The organism is Taklimakanibacter lacteus (genome assembly GCA_003576695.1).
In the GTDB taxonomy this organism is placed as follows: domain Bacteria; phylum Pseudomonadota; class Alphaproteobacteria; order Rhizobiales; family Aestuariivirgaceae; genus Taklimakanibacter; species Taklimakanibacter lacteus.
This window is the reverse complement of the sequence record QOZQ01000003.1, coordinates 123,054-147,913: the sequence shown is the minus strand read 5'-3', so window position 1 is coordinate 147,913 and position 24,860 is coordinate 123,054. Positions and strand designations below refer to the sequence as shown.

26 protein-coding genes are annotated in these 24,860 nt (G+C 63.9%); 11 read left to right on the top strand and 15 right to left on the bottom strand.

Annotation, left to right across the window (positions count from 1 at the left end):
• Nucleotides 1–54: 54 nt before the first annotated feature.
• The 3 genes from DT068_RS06355 (at nucleotide 55) to DT068_RS06345 (ending at nucleotide 3,184) form a co-directional block, all read left to right on the top strand.
• Entirely contained in the window at nucleotides 55–1,257 is a 1,203-nt protein-coding gene (locus DT068_RS06355; protein WP_119388965.1) for a trans-sulfuration enzyme family protein, read from the top strand.
• Between the two features lie 131 nt (nucleotides 1,258–1,388).
• Nucleotides 1,389–2,942 carry a D-aminopeptidase gene (locus DT068_RS06350; RefSeq protein WP_119388964.1) on the top strand — a complete coding sequence of 518 codons (1,554 nt, stop codon included), beginning with the start codon at nucleotides 1,389–1,391 and terminating at the stop codon, nucleotides 2,940–2,942.
• Nucleotides 2,943–2,962: 20 nt separating this feature from the next.
• Nucleotides 2,963–3,184 (top strand): antitoxin, encoded by a 222-nt coding sequence (locus DT068_RS06345; protein WP_119389289.1) that lies wholly within the window; start codon nucleotides 2,963–2,965, stop codon nucleotides 3,182–3,184.
• A gap of 217 nt (nucleotides 3,185–3,401) precedes the next feature.
• Here DT068_RS06345 and DT068_RS06340 read toward each other — a convergent pair whose 3' ends face one another.
• The 4 genes from DT068_RS06340 to DT068_RS27925 are packed head-to-tail and all read right to left on the bottom strand — an operon-like array spanning nucleotide 3,402 to nucleotide 8,702.
• Entirely contained in the window at nucleotides 3,402–4,253 is an 852-nt protein-coding gene (locus DT068_RS06340) for a CDP-alcohol phosphatidyltransferase family protein (protein ID WP_368904478.1), read from the bottom strand.
• Between the two features lie 11 nt (nucleotides 4,254–4,264).
• Complete coding sequence (locus DT068_RS06335; protein ID WP_119388963.1) at nucleotides 4,265–4,969, bottom strand: phosphatidylserine decarboxylase; 705 nt, start codon at nucleotides 4,967–4,969, stop codon at nucleotides 4,265–4,267.
• 50 nt (nucleotides 4,970–5,019) lie between these two features.
• On the bottom strand, nucleotides 5,020–6,930 hold the full coding sequence (locus DT068_RS06330) for an ABCB family ABC transporter ATP-binding protein/permease (RefSeq protein WP_119388962.1): 1,911 nt from the start codon (nucleotides 6,928–6,930) through the stop codon (nucleotides 5,020–5,022).
• Nucleotides 6,927–8,702, bottom strand: a complete 1,776-nt coding sequence (locus DT068_RS27925) for a LysM peptidoglycan-binding domain-containing protein (RefSeq protein ID WP_162914035.1) — start codon at nucleotides 8,700–8,702, stop codon at nucleotides 6,927–6,929. The genes DT068_RS06330 and DT068_RS27925 overlap by 4 nt, the downstream gene beginning before the upstream one ends.
• A 121-nt stretch (nucleotides 8,703–8,823) precedes the next feature.
• On the opposite strand from DT068_RS27925, the gene DT068_RS06320 reads away from it, so the two are divergent.
• On the top strand, nucleotides 8,824–9,414 hold the full coding sequence (locus DT068_RS06320; protein ID WP_119388961.1) for an LOG family protein: 591 nt from the start codon (nucleotides 8,824–8,826) through the stop codon (nucleotides 9,412–9,414).
• A 43-nt stretch (nucleotides 9,415–9,457) separates the two neighbouring features.
• On the opposite strand, the gene DT068_RS06315 is transcribed toward DT068_RS06320, so the two are convergent.
• On the bottom strand, nucleotides 9,458–10,399 hold the full coding sequence (locus DT068_RS06315; protein ID WP_119388960.1) for a homocysteine S-methyltransferase family protein: 942 nt from the start codon (nucleotides 10,397–10,399) through the stop codon (nucleotides 9,458–9,460).
• Between the two features lie 109 nt (nucleotides 10,400–10,508).
• Between DT068_RS06315 and DT068_RS06310 the strand changes: the two genes are divergently transcribed.
• The gene (locus tag DT068_RS06310; protein ID WP_119388959.1) at nucleotides 10,509–11,612 is read left to right on the top strand and encodes a GlxA family transcriptional regulator; all 1,104 of its coding nucleotides are present in this window, start codon (nucleotides 10,509–10,511) and stop codon (nucleotides 11,610–11,612) included.
• Here DT068_RS06310 and rarD read toward each other — a convergent pair.
• From rarD to cysS, 3 genes are all read right to left on the bottom strand, one after another.
• A complete protein-coding gene (rarD, locus tag DT068_RS06305) occupies nucleotides 11,550–12,488 on the bottom strand; it encodes an EamA family transporter RarD (RefSeq protein ID WP_162914034.1) in 939 nt (312 codons plus the stop codon). The two genes, DT068_RS06310 and rarD, sit on opposite strands and share 63 nt — an antisense overlap.
• A 91-nt stretch (nucleotides 12,489–12,579) precedes the next feature.
• Complete coding sequence (cimA, locus tag DT068_RS06300; RefSeq protein WP_119388957.1) at nucleotides 12,580–14,181, bottom strand: citramalate synthase; 1,602 nt, start codon at nucleotides 14,179–14,181, stop codon at nucleotides 12,580–12,582.
• Complete coding sequence (gene cysS / locus DT068_RS06295) at nucleotides 14,178–15,506, bottom strand: cysteine--tRNA ligase (RefSeq protein ID WP_119388956.1); 1,329 nt, start codon at nucleotides 15,504–15,506, stop codon at nucleotides 14,178–14,180. Before cysS ends, cimA begins: the two co-directional genes overlap by 4 nt.
• A gap of 402 nt (nucleotides 15,507–15,908) precedes the next feature.
• Between cysS and DT068_RS06290 the strand changes: the two genes are divergently transcribed.
• The 4 genes from DT068_RS06290 (at nucleotide 15,909) to DT068_RS06275 (ending at nucleotide 18,989) form a co-directional block, all read left to right on the top strand.
• Nucleotides 15,909–16,745 carry a DMT family transporter gene (locus tag DT068_RS06290; RefSeq protein WP_119388955.1) on the top strand — a complete coding sequence of 279 codons (837 nt, stop codon included), beginning with the start codon at nucleotides 15,909–15,911 and terminating at the stop codon, nucleotides 16,743–16,745.
• A complete protein-coding gene (locus DT068_RS06285; protein ID WP_119388954.1) occupies nucleotides 16,742–17,629 on the top strand; it encodes a DMT family transporter in 888 nt (295 codons plus the stop codon). The genes DT068_RS06290 and DT068_RS06285 overlap by 4 nt, the downstream gene beginning before the upstream one ends.
• A 62-nt stretch (nucleotides 17,630–17,691) precedes the next feature.
• Complete coding sequence (locus tag DT068_RS06280) at nucleotides 17,692–18,576, top strand: DMT family transporter (RefSeq protein ID WP_162914033.1); 885 nt, start codon at nucleotides 17,692–17,694, stop codon at nucleotides 18,574–18,576.
• 104 nt (nucleotides 18,577–18,680) lie between these two features.
• Entirely contained in the window at nucleotides 18,681–18,989 is a 309-nt protein-coding gene (locus tag DT068_RS06275) for an alkylphosphonate utilization protein (protein WP_119388952.1), read from the top strand.
• A gap of 79 nt (nucleotides 18,990–19,068) precedes the next feature.
• On the opposite strand, the gene DT068_RS06270 is transcribed toward DT068_RS06275, so the two are convergent.
• The 3 genes from DT068_RS06270 to DT068_RS06260 form a co-directional block, all read right to left on the bottom strand.
• Nucleotides 19,069–19,347 (bottom strand): hypothetical protein, encoded by a 279-nt coding sequence (locus DT068_RS06270; RefSeq protein WP_119388951.1) that lies wholly within the window; start codon nucleotides 19,345–19,347, stop codon nucleotides 19,069–19,071.
• 98 nt (nucleotides 19,348–19,445) lie between these two features.
• On the bottom strand, nucleotides 19,446–19,814 hold the full coding sequence (locus DT068_RS06265; RefSeq protein ID WP_119388950.1) for a DUF983 domain-containing protein: 369 nt from the start codon (nucleotides 19,812–19,814) through the stop codon (nucleotides 19,446–19,448).
• A complete protein-coding gene (locus DT068_RS06260; protein ID WP_368904476.1) occupies nucleotides 19,807–20,010 on the bottom strand; it encodes a ribbon-helix-helix protein in 204 nt (67 codons plus the stop codon). The genes DT068_RS06265 and DT068_RS06260 overlap by 8 nt, the downstream gene beginning before the upstream one ends.
• A gap of 170 nt (nucleotides 20,011–20,180) precedes the next feature.
• Between DT068_RS06260 and DT068_RS27920 the strand changes: the two genes are divergently transcribed.
• Entirely contained in the window at nucleotides 20,181–20,528 is a 348-nt protein-coding gene (locus tag DT068_RS27920; RefSeq protein ID WP_162914032.1) for a hypothetical protein, read from the top strand.
• An 80-nt stretch (nucleotides 20,529–20,608) separates the two neighbouring features.
• Here the strand turns inward: DT068_RS27920 and DT068_RS06250 are convergent, their stop codons facing one another.
• Nucleotides 20,609–22,006 (bottom strand): class II 3-deoxy-7-phosphoheptulonate synthase, encoded by a 1,398-nt coding sequence (locus DT068_RS06250; protein WP_119388948.1) that lies wholly within the window; start codon nucleotides 22,004–22,006, stop codon nucleotides 20,609–20,611.
• Between the two features lie 265 nt (nucleotides 22,007–22,271).
• On the opposite strand from DT068_RS06250, the gene DT068_RS06245 reads away from it, so the two are divergent.
• The gene (locus DT068_RS06245) at nucleotides 22,272–22,553 is read left to right on the top strand and encodes a hypothetical protein (protein WP_119388947.1); all 282 of its coding nucleotides are present in this window, start codon (nucleotides 22,272–22,274) and stop codon (nucleotides 22,551–22,553) included.
• Here the strand turns inward: DT068_RS06245 and DT068_RS06240 are convergent.
• The 3 genes from DT068_RS06240 to DT068_RS06230 form a co-directional block, all read right to left on the bottom strand.
• Nucleotides 22,546–22,767: a DUF2093 domain-containing protein gene (locus tag DT068_RS06240; RefSeq protein ID WP_119388946.1), complete on the bottom strand. Its 222-nt coding sequence runs from the start codon at nucleotides 22,765–22,767 to the stop codon at nucleotides 22,546–22,548. The genes DT068_RS06245 and DT068_RS06240 overlap by 8 nt on opposite strands.
• An 84-nt stretch (nucleotides 22,768–22,851) precedes the next feature.
• A complete protein-coding gene (gene xseA / locus DT068_RS06235; protein ID WP_119388945.1) occupies nucleotides 22,852–24,288 on the bottom strand; it encodes an exodeoxyribonuclease VII large subunit in 1,437 nt (478 codons plus the stop codon).
• 44 nt (nucleotides 24,289–24,332) lie between these two features.
• On the bottom strand, nucleotides 24,333–24,791 hold the full coding sequence (locus DT068_RS06230) for a BA14K family protein (protein WP_119388944.1): 459 nt from the start codon (nucleotides 24,789–24,791) through the stop codon (nucleotides 24,333–24,335).
• Nucleotides 24,792–24,860: the final 69 nt, after the last annotated feature.

The window sequence follows — 24,860 nt, the reverse complement described above, 5'->3', positions numbered from 1 at the left end:
AAAGACTGCCCCGGTCCCGTCCTGTTACAGCTTGTGCAAATTGAGGGCAATTCCATGAACATTACCAATCGGCAGCGGGGCGTCAGGACGACCGCCATCCATGCCGGGGAGGGCATCGATCCGGTGACCCGGGCCTCCTCGCCCAATCTCGTAATGTCCGCCACTTTCGCCCCCACCGAGGCGACAGGCTTCTCGGCCCGCAACCGCGATGGCTATGAGGGCTTCGTCTATGCGAGACTCTCCAACCCGACCGTCAAGCAGCTCGAAGACAAGCTCGCCGCCCTGGAAGGGGCCGAATCCTGCCAGTGCTATGCTTCCGGCATGGCGGCCTCCAGCGCCCTCATGCTCGGCCGCCTCAGCCAGGGCGACCATCTCGTCATCTCGGACACGAATTATGTCGGCACGGCCGAGCTGGTGCGCGACAGCCTGCCCCGCTTCGGCATCGAGGTCACGCCGGTCGACATGTCCGATCTCGACTTGGTGGCTCAAGCCATCACGCCCCGCACCCGCATGCTGTGGGTCGAGACGCCCGCCAACCCGATCATGCGGCTCGCCGATATCGGCGCCCTGAGCGCGCTCGCGCGCGCCCGGAACGTGCGCGATGTGGCGGTCGATTCGACCTTCGCCTCGCCCATCGCCACCCGCCCGCTCGAGCTCGGCGCCGATTTCGTCATCCATTCGCTCACCAAATATATCGGCGGCCATGGCGATGCGATGGGCGGCGCCGTCCTCGGCCGCAAGAGCGACCTCGATGCCCTCAATCTCGAGGCGACCGTGCATTTCGGCGGCGTGCTCTCGCCCTTCAATGCCTGGCTGATCCTGCGCGGGGCCGCCACCTTGCCGATCCGCATGCGCGCCCATGAGGAGACGGCGCTGGCGGTGGCGCGGTTCCTCGAAGGCCACAAATATGTAAAGCGGGTGTTCTATCCAGGGCTCGCCTCCCATCCGCAGCATGATCTGGCGCGCCGCCAGATGAGAAATTTCTCCGGCATGCTGACCTTCCAGGTCGCGGATGGTCTCGCTGTGGCGAGGCGGATGGTCGAGAAGCTCGACGTCGTGCACTACGCCGTATCGCTCGGCCACCACCGCAGCCTGATCTACTGGATTCCGACGGCCGACCTGATGCGCTCGACCTTCCGCCATGAGGGCGAGCTTCTGAAACGCTACCGCGATTTCGCCGGCGACGGCGTGTTCCGCTTCTCGGTCGGGCTCGAGGATGCGGAAGATATCTGCGCCGATCTCGACCAGGTCCTGTGAAACCGTCTCCCAGAGCAAATCCCGCCAAAGTTGAAGACTTTGGCGATAAGGATTTGCTCCAATATTGATTTGGCGCGAATCCTTTTCGGCGAAGTGATTCCACTTCGCCGGGATGCGCTAGAAGGAACTACATGTCTGAAATCACCCGCGCCATTGCAGAACTCCCTCTGCGCTTCAAGGGACCGGGCGGTGCCGTCGCCGTCATCAAGGATGGCGCTGTCATCGCGCGCGAAGCCTGGGGTTATGCCGACCTGGCACGCTATCGGCCCTTCACGCCCGCGACGCTGTTTCCGATCTGCTCCATCAGCAAGCAATTCACCTGCGCCCTGCTGCTCGACCAGCTTGGCGATCCGGCGCGGCTCGATGCGGCCCTCAAGGCCAGGCTACCGGCGCTCGCAGAGCCGGCGCCCCGCGTCCTCCATCTCTGCCACAACCAGTCGGGCCTGCGCGACTACTGGGCGCTCACCGTACTGTGCGGCGCCGCGCCCGAGGGCGCCTTCCGCCCGGCCGATGCGACGAGCCTGATGGGGCGCACCCGGACGCTGCATTTTCCACCCGGCACGCAGTATTCCTATTCGAACGGCAATTTCCGGCTGCTGTCCGACGTCCTCGAAGACCATCTTGGAAAGCCTTTCGACGAGATGCTGAAAGCGAGGATCCTGACGCCCGCCGGAATGGCGACGGCGCGGCTCAATCCCGAGACCGGCAACCTGCCCGGAGGCGCCGTCGGCTATGAAGGCGATGACGCCTTCGGCTTCATTCCCGCCGTCAATCATATTCACTGGACCGGCGATGCGGGCATGGTCGCGACCCTTGACGACATGATCGCCTGGGAGCGTTTCATCGATGCGACCTATGGTGATGAAAGCAGCCTCTATCGTCGCCTGTCGGTGCGGCCGCATTTCGCCGATGGCCGTCCGGCGAGCTACGGCTTTGGTCTCGCCCATATGGAGAGCCAGGGCATTGTCGTGACCGGTCATGGCGGGGCGTTGCGCGGCTGGCGCAGCCAGCGCCTGCATGTCGCGCAGGAACGCCTTTCGGTGGTCGTCCTTTTCAATCATGAATCGAGCGCGCGCGAGGCGGCCTTTGCCGTGCTGCGCGCAGCGCTTGGCCAGGCGACGCCACCCAGGCCTGAAACCGCCTATGATCCCCAATGGACCGGCGCCTGGCATGAGCCCAGGAGCGGTCTCGTGCTCGATATCGCGCCGGCCAACGGAACGAAGGGGCAGTTGTCGGCACGCTTCACGACGGATGCCGAGATGCTGGCCCTCAAAAGCGAAAATGAAGCGGCGTCGCCCTCCATGACCTTGCGGCGCGACGGCGATACCATCCGAATGCTCCGTCCGGTCGACAATCTCGATGCCGAACTGACGCGCCTCTCGGGCCCCTCGCCCGCTGACGTTACCGGCAGCTTCCAATGCGGCGAGCTCGACTCGCTGTTCCAGGTGACGGCAACGGGGAACGCGACCTATGCCTCCTTCGAGGGCTTTCTCGGCAAGGGCGCGATGCAGCCGCTCTATCCGATCGCCGGCGACATCTGGCGCCTGCCCTGCCGGCGTTCGATGGATGCGCCCGCGCCCGGCGACTGGACGGTGCATTTCCACCGTGATGCGGCGGGCAAGATATCGGGCGTCACCGTCGGCTCCTGGCTGGCGCGCCGGGTGGCCTTCGAGACGCGCAAATAGGGCACATGCCGGAGATAGCGATGTCAGAGCAGAAGCGCGTGAGGTTGTTCCGAAATGGCCGCAGTCAGGCGGTCGGCATTCCCGAGGAATTTGAGTTGCCAGGCGATGAGGCAATTATTCACCGGGATGGCGATCGACTTGTACTCGAGCCGGTGCGGAAACAGGGGCTTCTTGCCTTGCTCAGAACGATGAAGCCTCTCGCGGAGGGCGCTCCCGAAATTGATGATCCTGCGCCCGATTGATCACTGATGTGCGATCCGCCTCCCCAGGCTAGTGTGAGGGTATGGACTCGCATCCCCATGCTGCCGATTCCTGCCGGCATCGACCGTTGACGACATCGCTCGAACAGCCAATGATCGCCGATGGTCGTCCCGACGCGAATATTGCGCTGGTGCAACGTCGCAACATGCTGCTTTCAGCGGCGCTGCGCTTTTGCTGGCCAAGCCGAAAGAGCCCTCGTCATGAAGCAGGCACCTGTTCGTCGGGTGCTTCCGTCTGGCGCTTCTCATACTCCGCCTTGTGGCGGCGATAGGAGCGGATGCCGACCGGCAGAAGTGCTATATAAAGGAGCGACATCGCAGTCAGCATTTCCCAGGTGAAGGCGATCAGGCTGACGATCGCCAAAGCGGCGACGCCCAAAAGCGGCAGCACGAGGTCACGACTGATGCGCGAGCCGAGCGTCTTGGCCGAGAAGGTCGGCACCCGGCTCACCATCAGCAGCGCCACGGCGGCGATATAGGGCAGCACCAGCCAGGCCACCTCATGGCCATCGGGAACAAGGCCGAGGAAGCCCAGATACATGGGCGCCATGGCAAGGCCGGCGCCCGCCGGCGCCGGCGCGCCGGTGAAGAAGTTCATCATCCAGGCGGGCTTGTCGGGATCATCGATCGCCACGTTGAAGCGTGCGAGCCGCAGGGCGCAGCAGATCGCCAGGCACAGAGCCACGAGCCAGCCCAGGCTCTTCAGCGAATTGAGCGACCACAGATAGATGAGAATGGCCGGCGCGACGCCGAAATTGACGAAATCGGCAAGCGAATCGAGCTCGGCCCCGAAACGCGAGGTTCCTTTCAGGAAACGCGCCAGGCGGCCGTCGATCGCATCGAGCACGATGGCGAGGATCACCGCGCCAACAGCCAGCTCATAACGCCCCTCCATGCCGAGGCGGATGGCGGTGACACCGCTGCACAAGGCCAGCAGCGTGATGAGATTGGGCACCAATATGCGGATCGGCACCTGCTTGAAGCGGCGCAGCCGCTGCTCGCGCCGGCTCCTGTCGATATTTTCGTCCTCGAGCCCTGGGAAATTCGTCACCTTTTGTCTCCCTAATTGCGCCTGCCGGTGCGCTCGCTCTCGGTGGAAGCGAGATCGGCAAACACGGTCTCGCCGGCCACCGATCGCTGACCGACAATGACAAGAGCGCCCACGCCTTGCGGCAGATAGACATCGACGCGGCTGCCGAAGCGGATGAGGCCGAAACGCTCGCCGGCCTTCAGCACATCGCCATCATTCACGAATTTCACGATCCGGCGCGCCACGAGGCCCGCGATCTGCACGACGCCCAGCCGGCGGCCGTCATCGAGCTCAAGGGTAAGCGCCTGGCGCTCATTGTCGGCGCTCGCCTTGTCGAGATCGGCGCTCAGGAACTTGCCCGGCACGTAGGCGATATGGGCGATGCGCGCATCGACGGGCGAGCGGTTGATATGCACGTCGAAGACATTCATGAATACCGAGATGCGGGTCACCGGCTCACGCGGCAAGTCGAGCTCGGGCGGCGGGATCACGGTTTCGATGGCGCTGATGCGGCCGTCGGCGGGCGAGATGACGAGCCCTGCCTTCAGCGGCGTGACGCGCTCGGGATCACGGAAGAAATAGGCGCACCACAAGGTCACCACCAGCGCCAGCAGCGCCAGGATATCGAGGTCGAGCCAGTAAAGTATCAGTGTGACCACAGCGGCGATGGCGACGAAGCGCCAGCCCTCGCGATGGATGGGCACAAGTGTCGAGGTGATGGTGTTGACGAGCGACATGTTTGAGCGAAACCAGTTTAGCCGAGGATTGTCACCAAATACAGGAGCGGTCAGTTAACGGCGCCGGTGACGATGCCGGGCCTGGCATCGTCTTCGTCGTCCGTGGCCTCGGCCTCCTCATGCTCGATATCGGCAAGACGGCGGCGGGCCTCGTCGGCCTCGCGCTGGCGATTCCACATCGAGGCATAGAGGCCGCGTTTCTTCAGGAGATCGGCATGCGTCCCGCGCTCGGCGATCGCGCCGTGCTCGAGCACGATGATCTCGTCCGCGTCCACCACCGTCGTCAGGCGATGGGCGATGACCAGCGTCGTGCGGTTGCGCGAGACCTGGCGCAAGGCGGTCTGGATCTCGCGCTCGGTCATGGAATCAAGCGCCGAGGTCGCCTCGTCCAGGATGAGGATCGGCGGCGATTTCAGGATGGTGCGGGCAATCGACACACGCTGCTTCTCGCCGCCCGACAGCTTCAGGCCGCGTTCGCCGACCATCGTCTCATAGGTCTTTGGCAGCGTCATGACGAAGGCGTGAACCTGGGCGAGACGGGCGGCGTCCTCGACCTCGGCATCGCTCGCATCGGGCCGGCCATAGCGGATATTGTAGCGCACCGTGTCGTTGAACAGCACCGTGTCCTGCGGCACCATGCCGATGGCGGCGCGCAGCGTTTTCTGGGTGACGCCTGCTATATCCTGTCCGTCGATGAGAATGCGGCCCGAGCCCACGTCATAGAAGCGGAACAGAAGCCGCGAGATGGTCGACTTGCCGGCGCCCGAGGGACCGACGATCGCCACGGTGTGGCCGCTCGGCACGCGGAAGGACAGGTCGCGCAGGATCGGTCGCTCCGGGTCATAGGCGAAATTCACGCGGTCGAAGACGATCTCGCCTTTTCCGGTGCGCAGGGGCACCGCACCCGGACGATCGGTGATGTCGGCCTCGACCTCGAGCAGCGAGAACATCTCCTCGACATCGATGAGCCCCTGCTTGATTTCACGATAGACCGAGCCGATGAAATTGAGCGGCATATAGAGCTGGATCATCAAGGCGTTGATCATCACGAAATCGCCGAGCGTCATCTGCCCGGCATGGACGGCATAGCCGCTCATCAGCATGGCGATGGTAAGCCCCACGGCGAAGATGAAGGCCTGGCCGGCATTCAATATGGCGAGCGATATCCAGGTCTTGATCGAGGCCTTCTCATAGCGGGCCATCGACAGATCGTAGCGGCGCGCCTCATGCTCCTCATTGCCGAAATACTTCACCGTCTCGAAATTGAGCAGCGAGTCGATCGCCTTGGTCGAGGCGTCGGTGTCGGCATCGTTGGCGACACGGCGGATATTGATACGCCATTCGGTGGCCAGATAAGTGAAGGCGATATAGGCGGCAACGGTCAGGGCGACCACCAGCGCATAGAGCCAGCCATAGGAACGCGCCAGGATGCCGCAAATGAAAGCGAGCTCGAGCGCCGTCGGCAGCGTGTTGAACAGCGAATAGCGCAGGATCGTGTCGATGCCGTTGGTGCCGCGCGAGATGACGCGCGACAGGCCGCCGGTGCGCCGCTCGAGGTGGAACCTGAGCGACAGCGCATGGAGATGGCGGAAAGTGCGCATGGCGAGCTCGCGCACCGCGCGCTGGCCGACCTTGGCGAAGATCGCATCGCGCAACTGTGCAAAGGCGACCATCATCACCCGGCCCAGGCCATAGGCCAGCACCATGAAGACGGGGACGACGACAAGCGCCGGCATGCCGTTCCTGAGGGTCAGCGCGTCGACGGCATATTTGTAGGCAAAGGGGGTGAGGACGGTGACGATCTTGGCCAGCACCAGGGCGATGATCGCCAGAACCACGCGAATCTTCAGGTCCATGCGGCCTTCCGGCCACAGCAGCGGCATGATGTCCCTGAGCGTCAGCCAATGGCTGCCGTCACCCCGGCGCAGCGCCGCCTGATGCGGCGTCAGTCCGCGTTTCATTGCGGCGCGCCGCCCTCGGCGCTGGTCAGCGGGTCCTTGCGCTTGGGATCGATCTGCTCAGGCGGGTTGGCATTGGGGATCGCGAAAATCTGCCCCGGATAGATGCGGTTCGGGTTGCGGATCTGATCCTTGTTGGCCTGGTAGATCACGGTGAAGCTCTTGCCGCGGCCATAGATGACGCGCGACAGCTTCCACAGATTGTTGCCCGGCTGGATGACGACCTTGCCGGTGCGCGGCTGGTCGGGGTCGGTGGTCTTCGCCGTCTGCTCGGCCGCGGCGGCGGCGGCCGTCGTGACTTCTTCCTTCTTGTCCGCGCTCACCGGCTGGTCGGGTGCCGGGCCCGAAGCCTCGGGTTCCGCCTTGGCGACCTCTGTAACGGTCTGTGGCTGGGTCTCCGCCGCCGGCGCCTGGGCTTCCGGCTGCTGCGACTGCGCCTGGGTCTCTGGCTGCCGGGTCTGCGACGGCTGGCTTTCGGCCGCCTGGGTCTCAGGCTGCTGGGTTTCGGGCTGCTGGGTTTCGGGCTGCTGGGGTTCCGCCGGCTTTGCCGCCTGGCTTTCGACCTCGGCGACAGGCTTGGCCTCACCCGGTTGCGGCGGCGTGGCTTGGGTCGCCTCCGTCGCGGGTGGTGTGTTCAGTGCCGCCACAGCGGCTGCATCCTCGCGCTGGAACGGCAATTCGATGCGGGCCATGACCTTGCCGGTCTGGTCGATCTGGTCGGCGCGCAAAGTATGGGTTCCGGGCTTGATGATGTCGGTGCCCGCAAAGGACCAGTTGCCGCCCGAGTCCACGATGGCATCGCCTACATCGCCATTGTCGACATAGAGCCTGATGGCGGTGCCGGGCTTCGCACGGCCGGAAAAGATGATGTCGCCCCTGTCGTTGTAATCGACCGCATCGAGGCGCAACGGTACATTCTCCGCCACCTTGGCGGGCTTGGCCGTGGGCTCGGTGGTTTCGGCCGACTTTTCCGCCGTCGCCGGCTCTTCCGTCTTGACCACCGTCTCGCCGGCAGGCGCCTTCGTCTTGGCGATGGTCTCGCCGGCCGGCGGCTCGGCCGCGGCCGTCTGCTGGGTCTCAGGTGACGTGACGGCCGGCTGTGTGGTGGTTTCGGCGGCCGCCGGCTGCTCCGGGGTGGCAGGTTCCGTGGTCCCGGCAGAGGCCTGCTGCTGGCTGTCACCGGCCTGCAGCACCTTCGTCGCGGCGCCGGGCTCGGTCAGGGCCACCATGGCCTGCTGGCCGGTCTTTTCCGGTATGGCGACGGCAATGGATTGCTCGAGCATCACGGGCTCGGAATCGGCGGATTTCTGCTCGACGGTGATCTCATGGGCTCCCTTGGGCAGCGGATTGTCGGGAACCACGACCCAGGACCCGTCGCTATTGGCTATGCCCTTGCCGATCACCTGCTCGCCCAGCTTCAAGGCGATCGCGGCACCGGGCTCGGCGCGCCCGGCGACGACCGCCTGCCCGTCGCTCTCCACCCTCACCGTATCGAGGCTCGGCTTGACCTCGGCTTCGACCTTGGGCGGCTCGGCGGGCTTGGTTTCAGGGGTTTCCGCCTGGGGCGGCTCGGTCGGCTGGACGGCAGCGGTTTCAGCCCCTTTTTCGGGCGTCTTGGCGGTTTCCTGGCTGGTCTCCGGGGCGGGGGTTGCCGCCGCTTCCGGCACGTTCTGGTCCGGGGCGGGAACAGGCTTCCAGCTCGTCATATTGAGCCCGGCCAGGGCGGCCAAGGTCGCCAGCGCGGCGCCAGTAAACACTGCAAGCGGGTTTTTCATTGTCGCGGTTCCATATTCCCGCCTGTAAATAATGAATAGTCATCGAATCTGCAAAGACTATGCAGTATCGGGGTCAGCTTGACGGGCGGCCATCGTACGACCAAATGACCATAGGAGAATCATGCGGCATCTTTGTGTTTATTGCGGATCGGGACCGGGACGGAATCCCGCCTACATGGCGGCGGCGCGGGCCCTTGGCATCCACATGGCCAATCAGGGCATCGGCCTCGTCTATGGCGGCGGCAGCCTCGGCCTCATGGGCGAGGTGGCGCGCTCGGTCATCGCCGGCGGCGGCCATGTCGTCGGCATCATCCCGGAGTTCCTCGTCAGCAAGGAGCGCATGCTGACGGATGTGAACGAGCTCATCGTCACCGCCAGCATGCATGAGCGCAAGATGACGATGTTCGAGCGCTCCGACGGCTTCGTCGCTTTGCCCGGCGGGCTCGGCACGCTGGAAGAACTGGTCGAGATCTCGACCTGGGCGCAGCTCGACCGTCATGCCAAGCCGATCATCATCTGCGACATCGATGACTACTGGGCGCCGCTCCTCACCCTCATCAGCCACATGCGCCAGGAAAAGTTCATCCGCGAAGGCCTCGAGCTCAAATTCGATGTGGTGAAGTCGGCCGAGCAGGTCGTTTCGGTGTTCGACGACAGGATCCGGCAATCGACCTCGAAGGTCCCGCAGGAGCCGATCCGCAAGACATTGTGAGAGTCGGGAGAGCGCGCGGCTCGCGCTCTCCCCTTTCGATGTCTCAGGCGACCATGCAGGCATCGGAAATCGCCGTCAGGTGACGGTGATCGGTGCCGCAGCATCCGCCCAGGATCACGAGATTGGGCAGCTTGGCGCGCAAGGCGTTGTAGCGCGCACCGAGATCCTCAGGGTCGCCGATGTCGATCTCGGTCGCTGCATCAAGCTCGGCATGGCTCTTGGTCGAGGAATTGGCCCGCAATCCCCAGATGCGGTCAAGCCAGGCGCCACCGCTCAGCACATCGTCGAAGTGCTCGGGATGGGCACAGTTGACCATGTAATAGAGCGGATAGGCTCCTGAGACCCTATCGACCGTCTCGATGGCCTCACGCAGGCCTTCGCCCGAAGGCAGCCTGCCGTCGGTTTCGACGGTGAAGGAGACGACCACCGGCATCTTGCGCGCTTGCGCGGCGCGCACGATGCCCAGCGCCTCATCGACATAGTTCATCGTCACCGCCGAGACCATGTCGGCTTCGCTGGCGGCGAACACGTCCATCTGCAGCATGTGAAAGCGCTGCGCCTCATCGGTGCTCATCCGGCTTTCGACCTTGTAGCCATCACCACGTGGCCCGATCACGCCGTTGATGATGAGCGGGGAAACCTGTCCTTCATATTCCTCGCGAAGCTCGCCTAGAAATTCGACCGACTGGCGATTGGCCTCGATGAGCTTGTCGCGCGAGAAGCCGAGCTTTGTTCCCCAGTCGAAGCTCGCGCGCCAGGTCGGCGTATCCAGGATGAAGCCCACCTTCCGGAGCCGCGCCAGCTCGAGATAGGGCCGGAAATATTTGCGCAGCTTCAGGCGTCCCAACTCATCGGTGATCAGCGGGAAGGAGGCGAAGCAGGGCAATTCGATGCCCTCATGAAAGACGAGTGTTGTTTCCAGTCCGCCATCGGTCAGGAATACACCACCCGTCATCTGCGGCAGCGCATTTCTGTATCTGGTCATGTGTCTTCTCCATCAAAGCGCCGGCGGTGGCCGGCGAAGGCGCATCGACCTAGCGAAAGACAGGCGGAGCCACTAAGGTCATTCCAGCAAGAAACCGGTCGATCCAGCCATGACAGCCGAAAAACGCCCCCTGAACGTCGCTATTCTGGCCCTACCAGAGGTGAGCGGCTCGACCTTGCACGGCATGTTCGACCTTTTCGCATCCGCCGGACGGGATTGGACTTTCCTGACCGAGGGACGGATCAGGCAAGGCGCTGCGAAACCGTATATCGTGGCGCGCGAGAACGCCCCGATCGCGGCTTTCAATGGCGTTACGATCACGCCGCATCACGCGCTCCGCGATTGCCCGTCGCCTGACCTCATCTGCGTCTCAGATTTCTTCATCGCGCCGCGTGAAAGCTGCGCCGGGCGCTTTGGCCCCGAGTTGGAGTGGCTCAGGCAGCACTATCGCGCCGGTACCGTCATCGCCGCGGCCTGCTCGGGCACCCTGCTCCTCGCGGAAGCCGGCCTCCTCGACGGCCATCAGGCGACAACGCATTGGGGCTATTGCGAGGCGCTCGCCGAAATGTATCCCAAGGTGCGCGTGCAGTGCGGCCGCACGCTGGTGACAAGCGGCGAGGAGCAGCGCATCATCATGAGCGGCGGCGGCACCAGCTTCCAGGACCTCGCTTTATTTTTGATAGCCCGTTTCATCGGTGTCGAGGAGGCCGTGCAGGTCGCCAAGGTCTATCTGCTCGACTGGCATGATTCAGGCGGGCTTCCCTATGCCGCGATGGTCTCGACCAGAAAGTCGTCCGATGCGCAGATCGCCAAATGCCAGGAGTGGCTGGCCGACAACTACAAGCGGAGCTCACCCGTCGCCCTGATGGTCGAGATGAGCGGACTTGCCGAACGATCCTTCAACCGGCGCTTCTTCCAGACGACCGGCCAGTCGCCCATGGACTATGTGCAATCGCTGAGACTCGAAGAGGCCAAGCAGATCCTCGAGACGACGGCGCTTTCAATCGAAGCTGTGGCTCAGGAACTGGGCTACGAGGATACGAGCTTCTTCAGCCGCCTGTTCCGGCGCCGCATCGGCGTAACACCGGCGCAATATCGCAAGCGCTTCGCCTCCTTGCGCAAGGCGCTGCAATCCTCGCGGTCCTGCTGGTCAGGCCTGGGCTGGCTCCTGGGCTTCCTGCATTCGCCGCCCTTCCTTTATGGCGGCATATGAATAGATGGCGAGCGCCACCCAGAGCAGCGCGAAGGACAGCCAGCGCCAGGCATTCATCGGCTCGCCGAAGATGAAGACGGCGGTCAGGAAGACGAGCGAGGGCGAGATATATTGCATGAGGCCGGCGGTCGAATAGCGGATGCGCTTGATCGCGGCGGCAAAGAACAGGAGTGCTGCGGCCGTGAGAATGCCGCAGCCTATCAGCATCAGGGTGTAGAAGGGCGTGGTCAGGAAGGCCGCCTCACCGGTGCCGCCCATCCAGGCGGCGATGGCGAGCGCCGGCAGGAAGATGATCAGGACCTCGATGAAGAAGCCCTGCGTGGCGCCGACATTCACCGTCTTGCGGATGAGGCCATAGAGACAGAAGGTCGAGCCCAGCATCAGGCCGAGCCACGGCACGACGCCCGCCGCAATGGTCTGGATGAGGACGGCGACGACCGCGACGGCGAGCGCCACCAGCTGCATGCGGGTGAAGCGCTCGCCGAGGAAAACGGCGCCCGCCACCACATTGAGCAGCGGGTTGATGTAGTAGCCGAGGCTCGCCTCGATGGTGCGGCCGTTCTGGATCGACCAGACATAGAAGCCCCAGTTGAAGACGATCAGCAGGCTCGTAAACAGCAGGGTGAGGAAGATGCGCGGGCTGGCCAGCGCCTTGCGCACATCGTCGAACTGGCCGAGAACCCAGATCACGACAACGGCGACGGCAAGCGACCACAGGCCCCGATGGACGGCGACCTCGAGCGGCGACACATCCTGGATGAGCTTGAAATAATAGGCCATCACGCCCCAGACGAGATGGGCGGCAACGCCATAAACGAGGCCTTTCTTGGCCTCGGACAGGTGGACGGCGGAAACCGGAGGATCGATGGCGGACATCAGGCCCGCGGGTTTAGCGCTCCCTTGCGCCTCGCACCACCCGGGACACGGCATGGGTCGCATGCCCGAGGCGCAAGCGAGGTCTGCATGCCTACGCCGCCCGGGAGACCTCTTCGCGCAGGAGCTTGAAGACGATCGAATCCGACAGGGCCTGGAAGGAGGCATCGACGATATTGGGCGATACGCCGACGGTGAACCAGCGATTGCCCTTGCCGTCGCGGCTTTCGATCAGAACCCGGGTCGTCGCTCCCGTGCCGCTGTTGAGGATACGCACCTTGAAGTCGGCGAGCTCGAGATCGTCGATGAAGCGCTGGAACTTGCCGAGATCCTTGCGCAAGGCGACGTCGAGCGCGTTCACCGGGCCGTTGCCCTCGCCGGCATTGATGAACACCTCGTCATCGACCTTCACCTTGACAACGGCCTCCGACACGGTGACGAGCTCGCCCAGCGCATTGTGGCGATGCTCGACGATGACCCGGAAGGAGAGCACATCGAAATAATGCGGCACCGAGCCCAGCATGCGGCGGGCCAGCAATTCGAAGGAGGCGTCCGCGCCGTCATAGGCATAGCCCTGCGCTTCACGCTCCTTCACCTCGCGCAGCAGCGCGTCGAGGCGCGGATCGGATTTCTCGACGTTAAGCCCGATGCGCGCCAACTCGGCCAGGAGATTGGACTTGCCGGCCTGGTCCGAGACCAGCATGCGGCGGCGGTTGCCGACAGTCTCCGGCGGCACATGCTCGTAGGTCTCGGGCTCCTTCACGATGGCCGAGGCATGGATGCCGGCCTTTGTCGCGAAGGCGCTGCGGCCGACATAGGGCGCCTGCCCGTTGGGGCTGCGGTTCAGGAGCTCGTCGAAGGCCCGCGACACATGGGTGAGGCTCGCGAGCTTCTCCTCCGTCACGCCAGTCTCGAAGCGCTCGGCGAATTCCTTCTTGAGCACCAGCGTCGGGATGATCGAGACCAGATTGGCATTGCCGCAGCGCTCGCCGATGCCGTTGAGCGAGCCCTGGATCTGGCGCGCGCCCGCCAGCACGGCGGCGAGTGAATTGGCAACCGCCTGCTCGGTGTCGTTATGGGCATGGATGCCGAGATGGCTGCCGGGCACCGTCTTCGCCACCGCGCGGACGATCTCGGAGACTTCCTGCGGCAGCGTCCCGCCATTGGTGTCGCACAGCACCACCCAGCGGGCACCCGCCTCGTAGGCGGTCTTCGCCACTTTCAGCGCATAGTCCGGATTGGCCTTGTAGCCATCGAAGAAATGCTCGCAATCGAGCAGCACTTCGCGGCCGAGCGCCTTGGCATTTTCTATGGATTCCCTGATGGTTAGAAGACTCTCCTCATTCGTCGTCTGAAGCGCAACGCGGACATGGTAATCCCACGCCTTGGCGACAAAGCAAATGGCTTTCGCCTTGGCGCGCAGCAGATCCTGGAGACCCGGATCATTGGAGGCCGAACGCCCCGGCCGCCGCACCATGCCGAAGGCCGTGAAGGTGGCGCGGCTCTTCCGCTCCTCGGCGAACAGCGCCGTATCGGTCGGGTTGGCGCCGGGATAGCCGCCCTCGATATAGTCGAGGCCGAGCTGGTCCAGCAGCCCCATGACGACCAGCTTGTCCTCGAGCGAGAAGTCGACTCCCGGCGTCTGCTGGCCGTCGCGCAAGGTGGTGTCGAACAGATAGAGGCGTTCGCGCGTCATCGCTTCACCTCCCAGCTCGTCGTCCCGTCCTTGTTGTCCATGAGGACGACGCCCAGGGCGTCGATCTCGGCCCGCAGCCGATCGCTTTCCGCCCAGTTCTTGGCGGCGCGCGCAGCAAGGCGCGCCTGGATCAGGGCATTGACCTTGTGCTCGTCGATCCTGGCCGCCTTGTCCTCGACATGCTTGCCGGTGAAGCCCAGCGCATTGAGGGTGGCGCCGAGCTGCATCTGGAAATTCGGCCGGTCGAGCGCGTGAAGCTCGGCAATGGCGCGCGGCGTGTTGAGGTCATCGCACAAGGCCTCGAGCACCGGCTCGGCGAAGCGAGCCTCCTCGGTGAGGCGCGCGGTGGCCGAATTGTAGAAGCCGTCGAGGATGCGCCGGCTTTCCTCCAGCCCCTTCACCGTCCAGTCGATCGGCTGGCGGTAATGGGTGCGCAGCATGTTGAAGCGCAGCACCTCGCCCGGCCAGTCCTTGAGGACCTCGTTGATGGTCAGGAAGTTGCCGAGGCTCTTCGACATCTTCTGCCCGTCGATCTGCAGGAAGCCATTATGCATCCACACATTGGCCATGACCTGCGAGCCGAAGGCGCAGCGCGTCTGCGCCACCTCATTCTCATGATGCGGGAAGATGAGATCGATGCCGCCGCCATGGATATCGAAGCGCTCGCCCAGATGCTTCCACGACATGGCCGAGCATTCGATGTGCCAGCCGGGCCTGCCTCTGCCCCACGGGCTGTCCCAGCCCGGCAGATCGGGGCCTGAGGGCTTCCACAGGACGAAATCCATCTCGCCCCTCTTATAGGGCGCCACATCGACGCGGGCGCCGGCGATCATGTCGTCGAGCGGGCGGCGCGACAGGCGGCCATAGTCCTTCATCGAGGGCACGTCGAACAGCACATGGCCCTCAGCTTCATAGGCATGGCCGTTGGCGATCAGCTTCTTGATGAGTGTGATGATCTCGGGGATGGTCTCGGTGGCGCGCGGCTCATGCGTCGGCTCAAGCACATTCAGCGCCGCGATGTCCGCGTGGAACTGCTTCGTCGTGCGGCTGGTCAGGTCGCCGATCGGGACGCCCTCCTCTTTCGCCCGCGCATTGATCTTGTCGTCTATGTCGGTGATGTTGCGCACATAGGTGACGTGCCCAGGCCCGTAGAGATGGCGCAGCAGGCGGTAGAGGACATCGAACACGATGACCGGGCGGGCATTGCCGATATGGGCATAGTCATAGACCGTCGGGCCGCAGACATAGAGGCGCACCGCCTTGGGGTCGATGGGCGTGAAGACGTCCTTGGAACGGGTCAGGGTGTTATAAAGTCTTAACGTCATAGGGTTCCTAAGAGCCTTCCCGATCGGATTGGAGCAATCCGATCGGGATAAAAGGCTCGTTTCCTTTATTCTTGAGCGTTTCCTTATTGCCAATGTCGGGAGACTTTGGCGGGAAACGCTCCAGGCTTGCCGGCCCGGAGGATCGCTTCGACTTGGAATTGAGGAAAAGCGGCCGCCAGCCAGCGTTTGTGCGCTAGATGCAAATAATAATGCCGCACATGTGAACGGCATATTTCCGGGCGGTGGTCATGGGGCGGCAAAATGGCGGAACTGCCCGCCTGCGTCAAGCCCGGCCCGTTCCGCAGGGTTGATATGACCTTTCCGGCCTAGCCCGCCCCTGGCGTCCCCCTTAAGGTCCCTCCCCATCAGGGAGAATCGGGCTTGCCGCAACAGTCGACCGGAATGGCCGCCATCTGGATGGCGGGCTGGCTTCTCAATACCCTGGCGCTGACCGTTGCCGGCCGCGAGCTCGGCCATGACATCCCGGTCTTCGTCATCATGATCCTGCGCAGCGTGATTGCCATGATCATCCTGACCCCGCTCATCCTCTATGAAGGCAATGTCGGGCAGCGCTTCGCCAATCTGCGCCTCAACATCATCCGCAACATCGTCCATTACGGCGCGCAATATGCCTGGTTCTCGGCGCTCATCCTCATCCCGCTGGCCCAGGTCGTGTCGATCGAATTCACCATGCCGATCTGGGGGGCCGTCATCGCCGCCCTGTTCCTCAGCGAGAAGCTCACCCGCTTCAAGCTTGCCGCCATCGCCCTCGGATTCATCGGCATACTGATGATCGTGAAGCCCGGCACGTCGTTCATCGACTTTGGCCATGTGGTGGCGCTGCTGGCGGCCGTCGGCTTCGCCGTCTCGGTCGCGCTTACCAAGGTCATCACCCGCAAGGACACGGCCCTTACCGTCATCTTCCTGATGTTCGCCATCCAGACGGTGATCGGCGCGGTGCCGGCCTGGCTCACCTGGAAATGGCCGGCGCCCGAAAACTGGGTCTGGGTCGCGGTCGTCGGCCTTGCCGGCACCTTCTCGCATTACTGCCTGTCCAAGGCGATCTCGCTTGCCGACATCACCATCGTCACGCCGATGGACTTCCTGCGCGTGCCGCTCACCGTGCTGGTCGGCTACTGGGTCTATAGCGAGGGCTTCGATCTCTACTCGGTCATCGGCACCTTGCTCATTCTCGGCGCCAACATGCTCAATCTCCTCAAGGCGAAACAGCCCGCATGAACGCCTCAGCCTCGTCGCGCCATGGTGTCGGCCTCATGCTGGTGGCGCTCGCCGCCCTGTTCTGGTCGACATCCGGCATCTTCGTGCGCCTGATCTCAGCCGACCTGATGACCATGCTGTTCCTGCGCGGCCTGTTCTCCGGCTCGGCCGTGATGCTGGTCTATCTCCTCATCGAAGGCAAAAGCGGGTTGCGCGCGCTCAGGAGCCTGTCGGCACCCGTCTTTGCCGTCGCCGCCTGCTCCGCCATGAGCATGATTTCCGGCATCGGGTCGCTGCGCTACACGACGGTGGCCGAGGCGCTCATCATCTATGCGACGGTTCCCTTCATGACCGCCGCCTTCGCCTGGATCTTCATCGGCGAACGCCCCACCGCCCGCACGCTCATCGCCAGCGCCATCGCGCTCAGCGGTGTCGCGATCATGCTGAAGGACGCCTCCTGGGACGGCAGCCTGTTCGGCAAGGGCCTTGCGGTGCTGATGACGCTCGGCATGGCCGGCATGACCACCATCATGCGGCGCCATCAGACCGTGCCGATGCTGCCGGCCATGGGGATCTCGGCCTGGCTGTGCTCCTTCGTCACCTTCTGGTTCGCCGCGCCTTTGTCCGTCGGGGCGCAGGATCTCCTGCTCTGCGCCCTTTTCGGCATCGTGCAGAATGCGACCGGCCTCGTCCTCTATGCCATCTGGTCGCGCAAGATCCCGGCCGCCGAGGCGACGCTGATCGCCGCCCTCGAAGTGCCCTTCACGCCGCTCTGGGTCTGGCTGTTCCTTGGCGAGGTGCCGGCCGGCGCCGTGCTGATCGGCGGCGCTGTCGTGATGGCCGCTTTGTTCGGGCATATCCTCACCGAAATCAGGCCGCGAAGGGCTCTGCCGCCGCCGGTGTGATGCTGCTGACAGATGCCGGCAAGCCTGTCGATGATAATGCGGGGCGAGCAAGGGGATCACGAATGGGCGGTGACAATCAGCGTTATCTGGGCTGGATCCTGGTCGGCCTGTCGGCCGTCGCCTGGTCGACCGCCGGCTTCTTCACCCGCCTCATCACGGAAGATGTGTGGACGATGCTGTTCTGGCGCGGCGTCTTCGGCGGGCTCGCTTTCCTGGTCATGGTGGCGGTGACCCATCGCGGCAAGGTTCTCCAGGCCTATGCGGGGCTTGGCGGCGGCGGCCTGCTTCTCGCCGTCACCTCCGGCCTCGGCATGATCGCCTTCATCTCATCGCTGATGCTGACGACGGTCGCCGATGTCTATGTGATCTATGCGACGGTGCCGTTCATCACCGCGGGCGTCGCCTGGCTCATCCTCGGGGAGCGCGCCTCGTGGAGCGTGCTTGCCGCCAGCGCGCTCGCCCTTATCGGCGTCGTGGTCACACTCACCGGTGCGGCCTATGGCGGCAGCCTCATCGGCCAGTTCATCGCCTTCCTGATGACCCTCACCATGGCGCTCATGGCCGTCATCCTGCGCTGGAAGCGCGACATTCCGGTCATGCCGGCACTCGGGCTGTCGGCCTGGATCGCCGCCTTCGTCGCCTTCTGGTTCTGCCAGCCCTTCAATGTCTCGACCTTCGATCTCGCCATGCTGGCGCTGTTCGGCGTGACGCAGAGCGCGCTCGGGCTTTTGCTGTTCGGACTCGGCTCGCGCATGGTCCCGGCCGCCGAGGCGACGCTGCTCACCGCGATCGATATCCCCTTGGCGCCCCTATGGGTGTGGCTCGCCTTCGGCGAAATGCCGGGCTTTCCTACGCTGGCGGGCGGCGTCATCGTGCTCGCCGCGGTCGCCGGCCACATGGCGTATGAGCTGCGCAAGCCCGCGGCGCTCGCGGTGTCCTCACCCTGAGCCTGGGTCCGACCGCGGCATAAACTCCGACGACCGCTTTTTTCCTCCGCCGACCGTCGATCATCGGCTATACGCGTCCGATCAAAGCAGAGGAAGAACGGAAGATGACCGGCACGGATGACGACTATGTCTATGACGAGGAGACCGGCGAGTGGATCACCGCCAGCGCAGCGGCGGCGAAGCGTGCCACGGACACCGTCGTCGAAGTCCGCGACGCCGTCGGCAACCTGCTTGCCGATGGTGACAGCGTCGTCCTGACCAAGGACCTGAAGGTCAAGGGCGCAGGCCAGACGCTGCGGCGGGGCACGGTCATCAAATCCATCCGCCTGACGGGGGACCCGCAGGAGATCGATTGCCGCTACGAGGGCATCAAAGGCCTGGTGCTGCGCGCCGAATTCGTCCGCAAGCGGTAGCTCTCAATAGTTTGTCCCAGGGACCCGATCCGGGAGGGAAGACCTGTTGCGATCGGGAATTTGCTCCAGCGTCCTGTCCTCATGCGTCCTTGGAAAGCCAACTCGCCGCAATGTCGTGAAAATGTCCGATCAGCTTGCGCGCGTCTTCGACATCGTGAAGCAATTTCAGGGGGGCGAGTCGCTGATGGAGAATTTCCGCCAGCTCGCCATCTGTGATGTTTGCGATGAGCTTCGACATCTCGGCGTAGAACGGAGGTCTTTCAGCGGCCTCCAGATTCATTACGTCGGCCATCCATGCCAGCAATCGCTTGTTGCGCTCGGTCAAGATCTGCTCGGGACTGCAGCCGTGCTTCTTCATGTCAGGGCCGGATCGCTCCCCTCCGGGCGCGAAACACGCTTCCGGGTTGCTTCGGTACAAGTTGCATAGAGAGACAAAGGCCTGGCTCTACTCGGCTTTCACTTTTCCGAGCCGACACAACCGGACCTCCAGATTATCCCGATGAACACGCCTTTCATTCGCGGCAGCAGAATAAGGGTAAGGGTCAGGGTGGCCGGCACGATCACGGCGGCCAGAACCCAGTCCGGCCAGGGATTGTTGGGCAGAACGCCGAGCAGGAACGGCGCAAGAATATGCCCGACGAGAAGGATGGTCGCCCATGCGGGTCCATCATCTGCGCGAATATGCCCCAGGCCCTCCCCGCAAGCTGCGCATTCCCCGACCGGCTTCAGATAGCCTGCAAACAGCTTGCCCCGCCCGCATTGCGGGCAGCGGCCCACGAATCCGCGAATCATTGCCTGCGAGAGCGGCTGCGAACGATCACTCATCTCCAGCCTTCATGCCTTGCGGCGACCATTTCACATGATGCTTGGCGAGGAACTCGCGGATCATCTGGCGCAGCGCCTGCGAGGGATTGGTATCAAGCCGCATGCACAGGTCCTCAAACGCCTTCTTCTTGTCGGGATCAATCAGGATCGTCAGACGTGCCGTCCGATTTTCCAGCATGACTTCCTGGTCTCTCACACGCCCCTCATCCGGTTGCCTTGCGCGCGCCAACAGTCGTGCAGGTGCCAAGTCGACATTCTCTCTATTAACATCAGCTTATAATTATCTTATAACTTCATTGCAATGGGGGCAAGATCAGGCCGTCCCCGCCCGGTCAGCGAGTGTTCTCTGTGTCCGGAGACGAGGGGATGACCAGGGGACCAGCCTGGGGCCGAGTTCCAGCGCCAGCAATTGGAGATGAGCAAATGCCCGTTTGGGGTCGCAAACTGTTTGGTTTAGTCGATTGGGCGCGCGATCAGGAAAAGATCGACCAGATGTGCCTGGCTGACGGCCGCTGGCGCGAATTCCTCATGGTCTCCGTCCAGGATCAGTCAAACCCGAGATGGCCCACAACCGTCTATATCATGGTGCCGGATCAGAACGTGCTCGCTGTCTTCCGGGGCTACGAACGGATTTCGAAAGAAGATCTCCCGCAGCGGGCCAGCCTGCTCTTCGGCGACGCCAATGAGTTCGAGAAGATCTTCAAATTCCGCTGACCCGGCCTTCGCTCCGGAAGCAACAGCGGCACACAGGCACGGTCACCTGGCAATCAGATGACCGTGACAGGTGAAGGGTGTTACTCGGCGGCTTCGGCCGCCTCGTCATCATCGGCGCGCGGCCTAAGCGACTGCTCCTTCTTCAGCTCCTCGGCCACCAGGAAAGACAGCTCGAGCGCCTGCGCCGCGTTGAGGCGCGGATCGCAGAAGGTGTGGTAGCGGTCGTTGAGGTCCTCATCCGACAGCGCCCTGACGCCGCCGGTGCATTCGGTGACGTCCTTGCCGGTCATCTCGACATGGATGCCGCCGGCATGGGTGCCTTCCGCCTGGTGGACCGCCATGAAGCGGCGCAATTCGGCCAGCACCTGGTCGAAGGGCCTGGTCTTGTAGCCCGACCGCGATTTGATGGTGTTGCCATGCATCGGGTCGCAGGACCACACCACGATGCGGCCCTCGCGCTTCACGGCGCGGATGAGCTCGGGCAGGTGCTTGTCGACCTTGTCGGCGCCATAACGGGTGATGAGCGTCAGCCGGCCCGATTCATTGTCCGGGTTGAGCACATCGATCAGCCGGATCAGCTCATCCGGGTTGAGCGAGGGGCCGCATTTGAGGCCGATCGGGTTCTTGACGCCCCTGGCGAACTCGACATGGGCATGATCGGGTTGGCGGGTGCGGTCGCCGATCCACAGCATGTGGCCGGAGGTCGCGTACCAGTCGCCGCTGGTCGAATCGACACGGGTCAGCGCCTGCTCGTAGCCGAGCAGCAACGCCTCGTGGCTGGTGAAGAATTCGGTCGAGCGCAGTTGCGGCGCGGTGTCGGGGTTGATGCCGCAGGCGCGCATGAAGCCCATGGCCTCGGTGATGCGGTCAGCCAGCGCCTGATAGCGCTCCCAGGCCGGACCGTCCTTCAGGAAACCAAGCGTCCATTTGTGCACATGCTCGAGATTGGCGTAGCCGCCCTGCGCGAAAGCCCGCAGCAGGTTGAGCGTCGCCGCCGACTGCCGGTAGGCCATGATCTGGCGCTCGGGATCGGGACGGCGCGCCTCGGGCGTGCCGGCGAAATCATTGACGATGTCGCCGCGATAGATCGGCAGCTCCTTGCCGTTCACCGTTTCGGTCGGCGCCGAGCGCGGCTTGGCGAACTGGCCGGCGATGCGGCCGACTTTCACCACCGGCTGGCTGCCGGCGAAAGTGAGGATCACCGCCATCTGCAGGAAGACGCGGAAGAAATCGCGGATATTGTCGGCTGAATGCTCGGCGAAGCTTTCGGCGCAGTCGCCGCCCTGGAGCAGGAAACCCTTGCCCTCGGCGACCTTGGCAAGCTTGCGCTTGAGCTTCCTGGCCTCGCCTGCAAAAACCAGCGGCGGATAGCCGGCAAGCTGCTTCTCGACATCCGCGAGCTTCGCGAGATCGTCGTAGACGGGCAGCTGCATGACCGGAAGATTGCGCCACGAGCTCGGTGTCCAGGCCTTAGCCATTTCGTCAACTCCACTTGGTTCCGGACATGACCGCCGGAAGCCCGCGGCTTATACACAGCTTGGGCCACGGGCGCCAGTTTTGCCTGTCATGCCAAAGGATCATTAAGCCCTCTTTGCCATACTCGCCGCCGAGCCTAGCGCGTGATCAGGAAAAGTGGACACCGGTTTTCCGTCCGATCACGCGCTAAGTATAAGATCCCGATCACGTTTATCGCTTCAGGTCGAACCGACCTGAAGTGATCGTGATCTGGGGCGAGGACCGGACATGAAGGATATTTTCGTTTCATCCCAATGGGATACACTCTGGACTTTCCTTCAGCAAGGCCGCCCGGCTTTGTGGGTTCTGCTCGCCGTCATCAATGGCGGCTTCCTGCTCCTCTGGATCTATGTGAAACTGGCCAAGGACCGCCCGCTGCGGCCGGCCAGCATCGGCATTCTCAGGGCGCTCTTTCTCCTCTTGAACATCGCCGCCATCTACCGCGAGGAAACGATCCGCATCCTGCGCTCGTCGGTGAATTACATGCCGTTCCTCGACCACCTCATGTGAGGCCGGTCTCGAGCAGCCGGCGGAATGCCGCCTCGGCCGAGGCATAGGCCTCCTGGCGCGCCACGCTCCAATAGGTCAGGTGCTCGATCTTGATCGGCATGCCGGTCACCGCGCAAATGACGTGATCGCCCTCGCTCAGCACCTGGAAATCGGCATCGAGATAGCGGAGCTTGGCCTCGCGGCCGCGCGGCAGGAAAGGTTCATGCCTGTTCATGGCGATTCTTTATTCCGCATTGCTTGTTGCGAAAAGCCGGTAGCCACCTTTTCGCGCAGTGCCCTAGATAGCGTGGCATGCCGCTCAAAACAATGACCCTTGCCCACCCTCGCGCGGCTTTGCGGGCTTGGGCCGCGCCGGCGGCGCCGTGGCGGGGCCTGCCGCCTGGGCGGCGATCTCGCCGTCATGGAACTCGATGCGCAAGTCCTGGCCGGATTTGATCTCGAAAGCGGCGCGCAAGGGGGCGCCCACCTCATTGCGCACCAGAGCGTAGCCGCGCTGCAGGACGGATTTGTAGGACAGCGAGGCCAGCAATTTGCCGCTCGCTGCGAGCGTCACGCGGCGCTGCTCGATCAGGCGGCGCATATCGCGGCGCAATTGCGCGCCGTGACGGGTAAGGAGGCGCGACTGCTCGGCCAGATTGCGGCGCAACGGCGTGGGCGTCAGGCTCGCCGAGGCTTTCTCCAAATCGCGGCGATGCAGCAGCGTGTTCTTGACGAGCCCCGAGCGCAGCCTTCCCGATATGCTGTCGAAGCGCTGGCGGGCGAGCGCCAGGATGTCGTCGGGGCGCGGCAAAGCGCGGGCCGCGGCGCGCACCCGGGTGCGGCGCTCCGTCATCAGCCGCTTGAGGCCGCGATCATGGCGGGCCGAGAGCGAAGCGACCTGGCTCAGGAGATCGGCGCGCACCGGCACGGCGCGCTCGGCGGCGGCGGTCGGCGTCGGCGCCCGCATGTCGGCGACATGGTCGATCAGCGTCCAGTCGGTCTCATGCCCCACCGCCGCGATGAGCGGGATCGTGCTTTCCGCCGCCGCGCGCACCACGATCTCCTCGTTGAAGCTCCACAGGTCCTCGAGGCTGCCGCCGCCGCGTGCCACGATCAGAAGATCGGGCTTCCTGGCCATGGCGTTGAAGCCCCTGATCGCCGCCGCCACTTCGGCGGCCGAGGTCTCGCCCTGGACGCGCACCGGCCAGACCATCACATGGCGCGGAAAGCGGTCATTGAGGCGATGCAGGATGTCGCGGATGACAGCACCCGTCGGCGAGGTGACGACGCCGATGACGTGTGGCAGGAACGGCAGGGCTTTCTTGCGCGCCTGGTCGAACAGGCCTTCGGCGGCGAGCTTGCGGCGGCGTTCCTCGAGCAGCGCCATCAGCGCGCCGGCGCCCGCGGGCTCGAGATTCTCGACGATGATCTGATAGGACGACTTGCCGGGATAGGAGGTGATCTTGCCGGTGGCGATCACCTCGAGCCCCTCCTGGAGCTTGGCCCGGAGCCGGTTGTAGCTGCTGCGCCAGAGCACCGCGTCGATGCGCGCGCCCTGGTCCTTCAGGCTGAAATAGCAATGGCCCGACGAGTGCGGTCCGCGGAAGCCCGAGATTTCACCCCGCACCCGCACATGCCCGAATGAATCCTCGAGCGTGCGCTTGAGCGCGAAGGAAATCTCGGAGACGGTGAATTCCGTCACATTGGCCTTCGAGGCCTCACGCAGCTCGCCGGTTTCGGGGTCGTGGTCGATCATGCCCCGACACTTGCCATGTCACGGCGCGCTGTCAATCGGCAGATTTACCTGCAAGGCAGGCGGTCGCCTTCATAGGTGACATAGGTGCCGGTGTCGGGATCGAATGAGCGGTATTTGGCTGAGCAGTAGGCCACCCATTCATCGCTGCCCTCCTCGGGGCGCACCGTGACGATCCGCTCGGTGGTGCGATAGTGCCGCACGACCGCGCGCTCACGGGGCACATAGGCGACGCGGTCGCGATCCATGCAGTCGGCATAGGCTTCATCATAGGCGTCGCGATAGCGTTCATCGGCGCCAGCGCCGCCGGTGATGACCGTGTCGAGTGTGCCGATGACGACACCGTCGACGATGCCGCGGCGCGGCGCTTCGCTGGCCGCGATGTCGCGCGCATAGGCCGCGCAGGACTCGGGGCCTGCATTGGCGGGAAGACTTGTGAAGAGAGCGGTCGACGCGATGAGCGCCGCCGCGCCGAGCAGAGGCTTGACCAAGGGTCGCTTGAACATGGGTTCCTCCAGTATTCTGCGAAATGCCGCCCTGTCGGCTAACGGCTCGTTCCCGGTGCAGTTCCGATA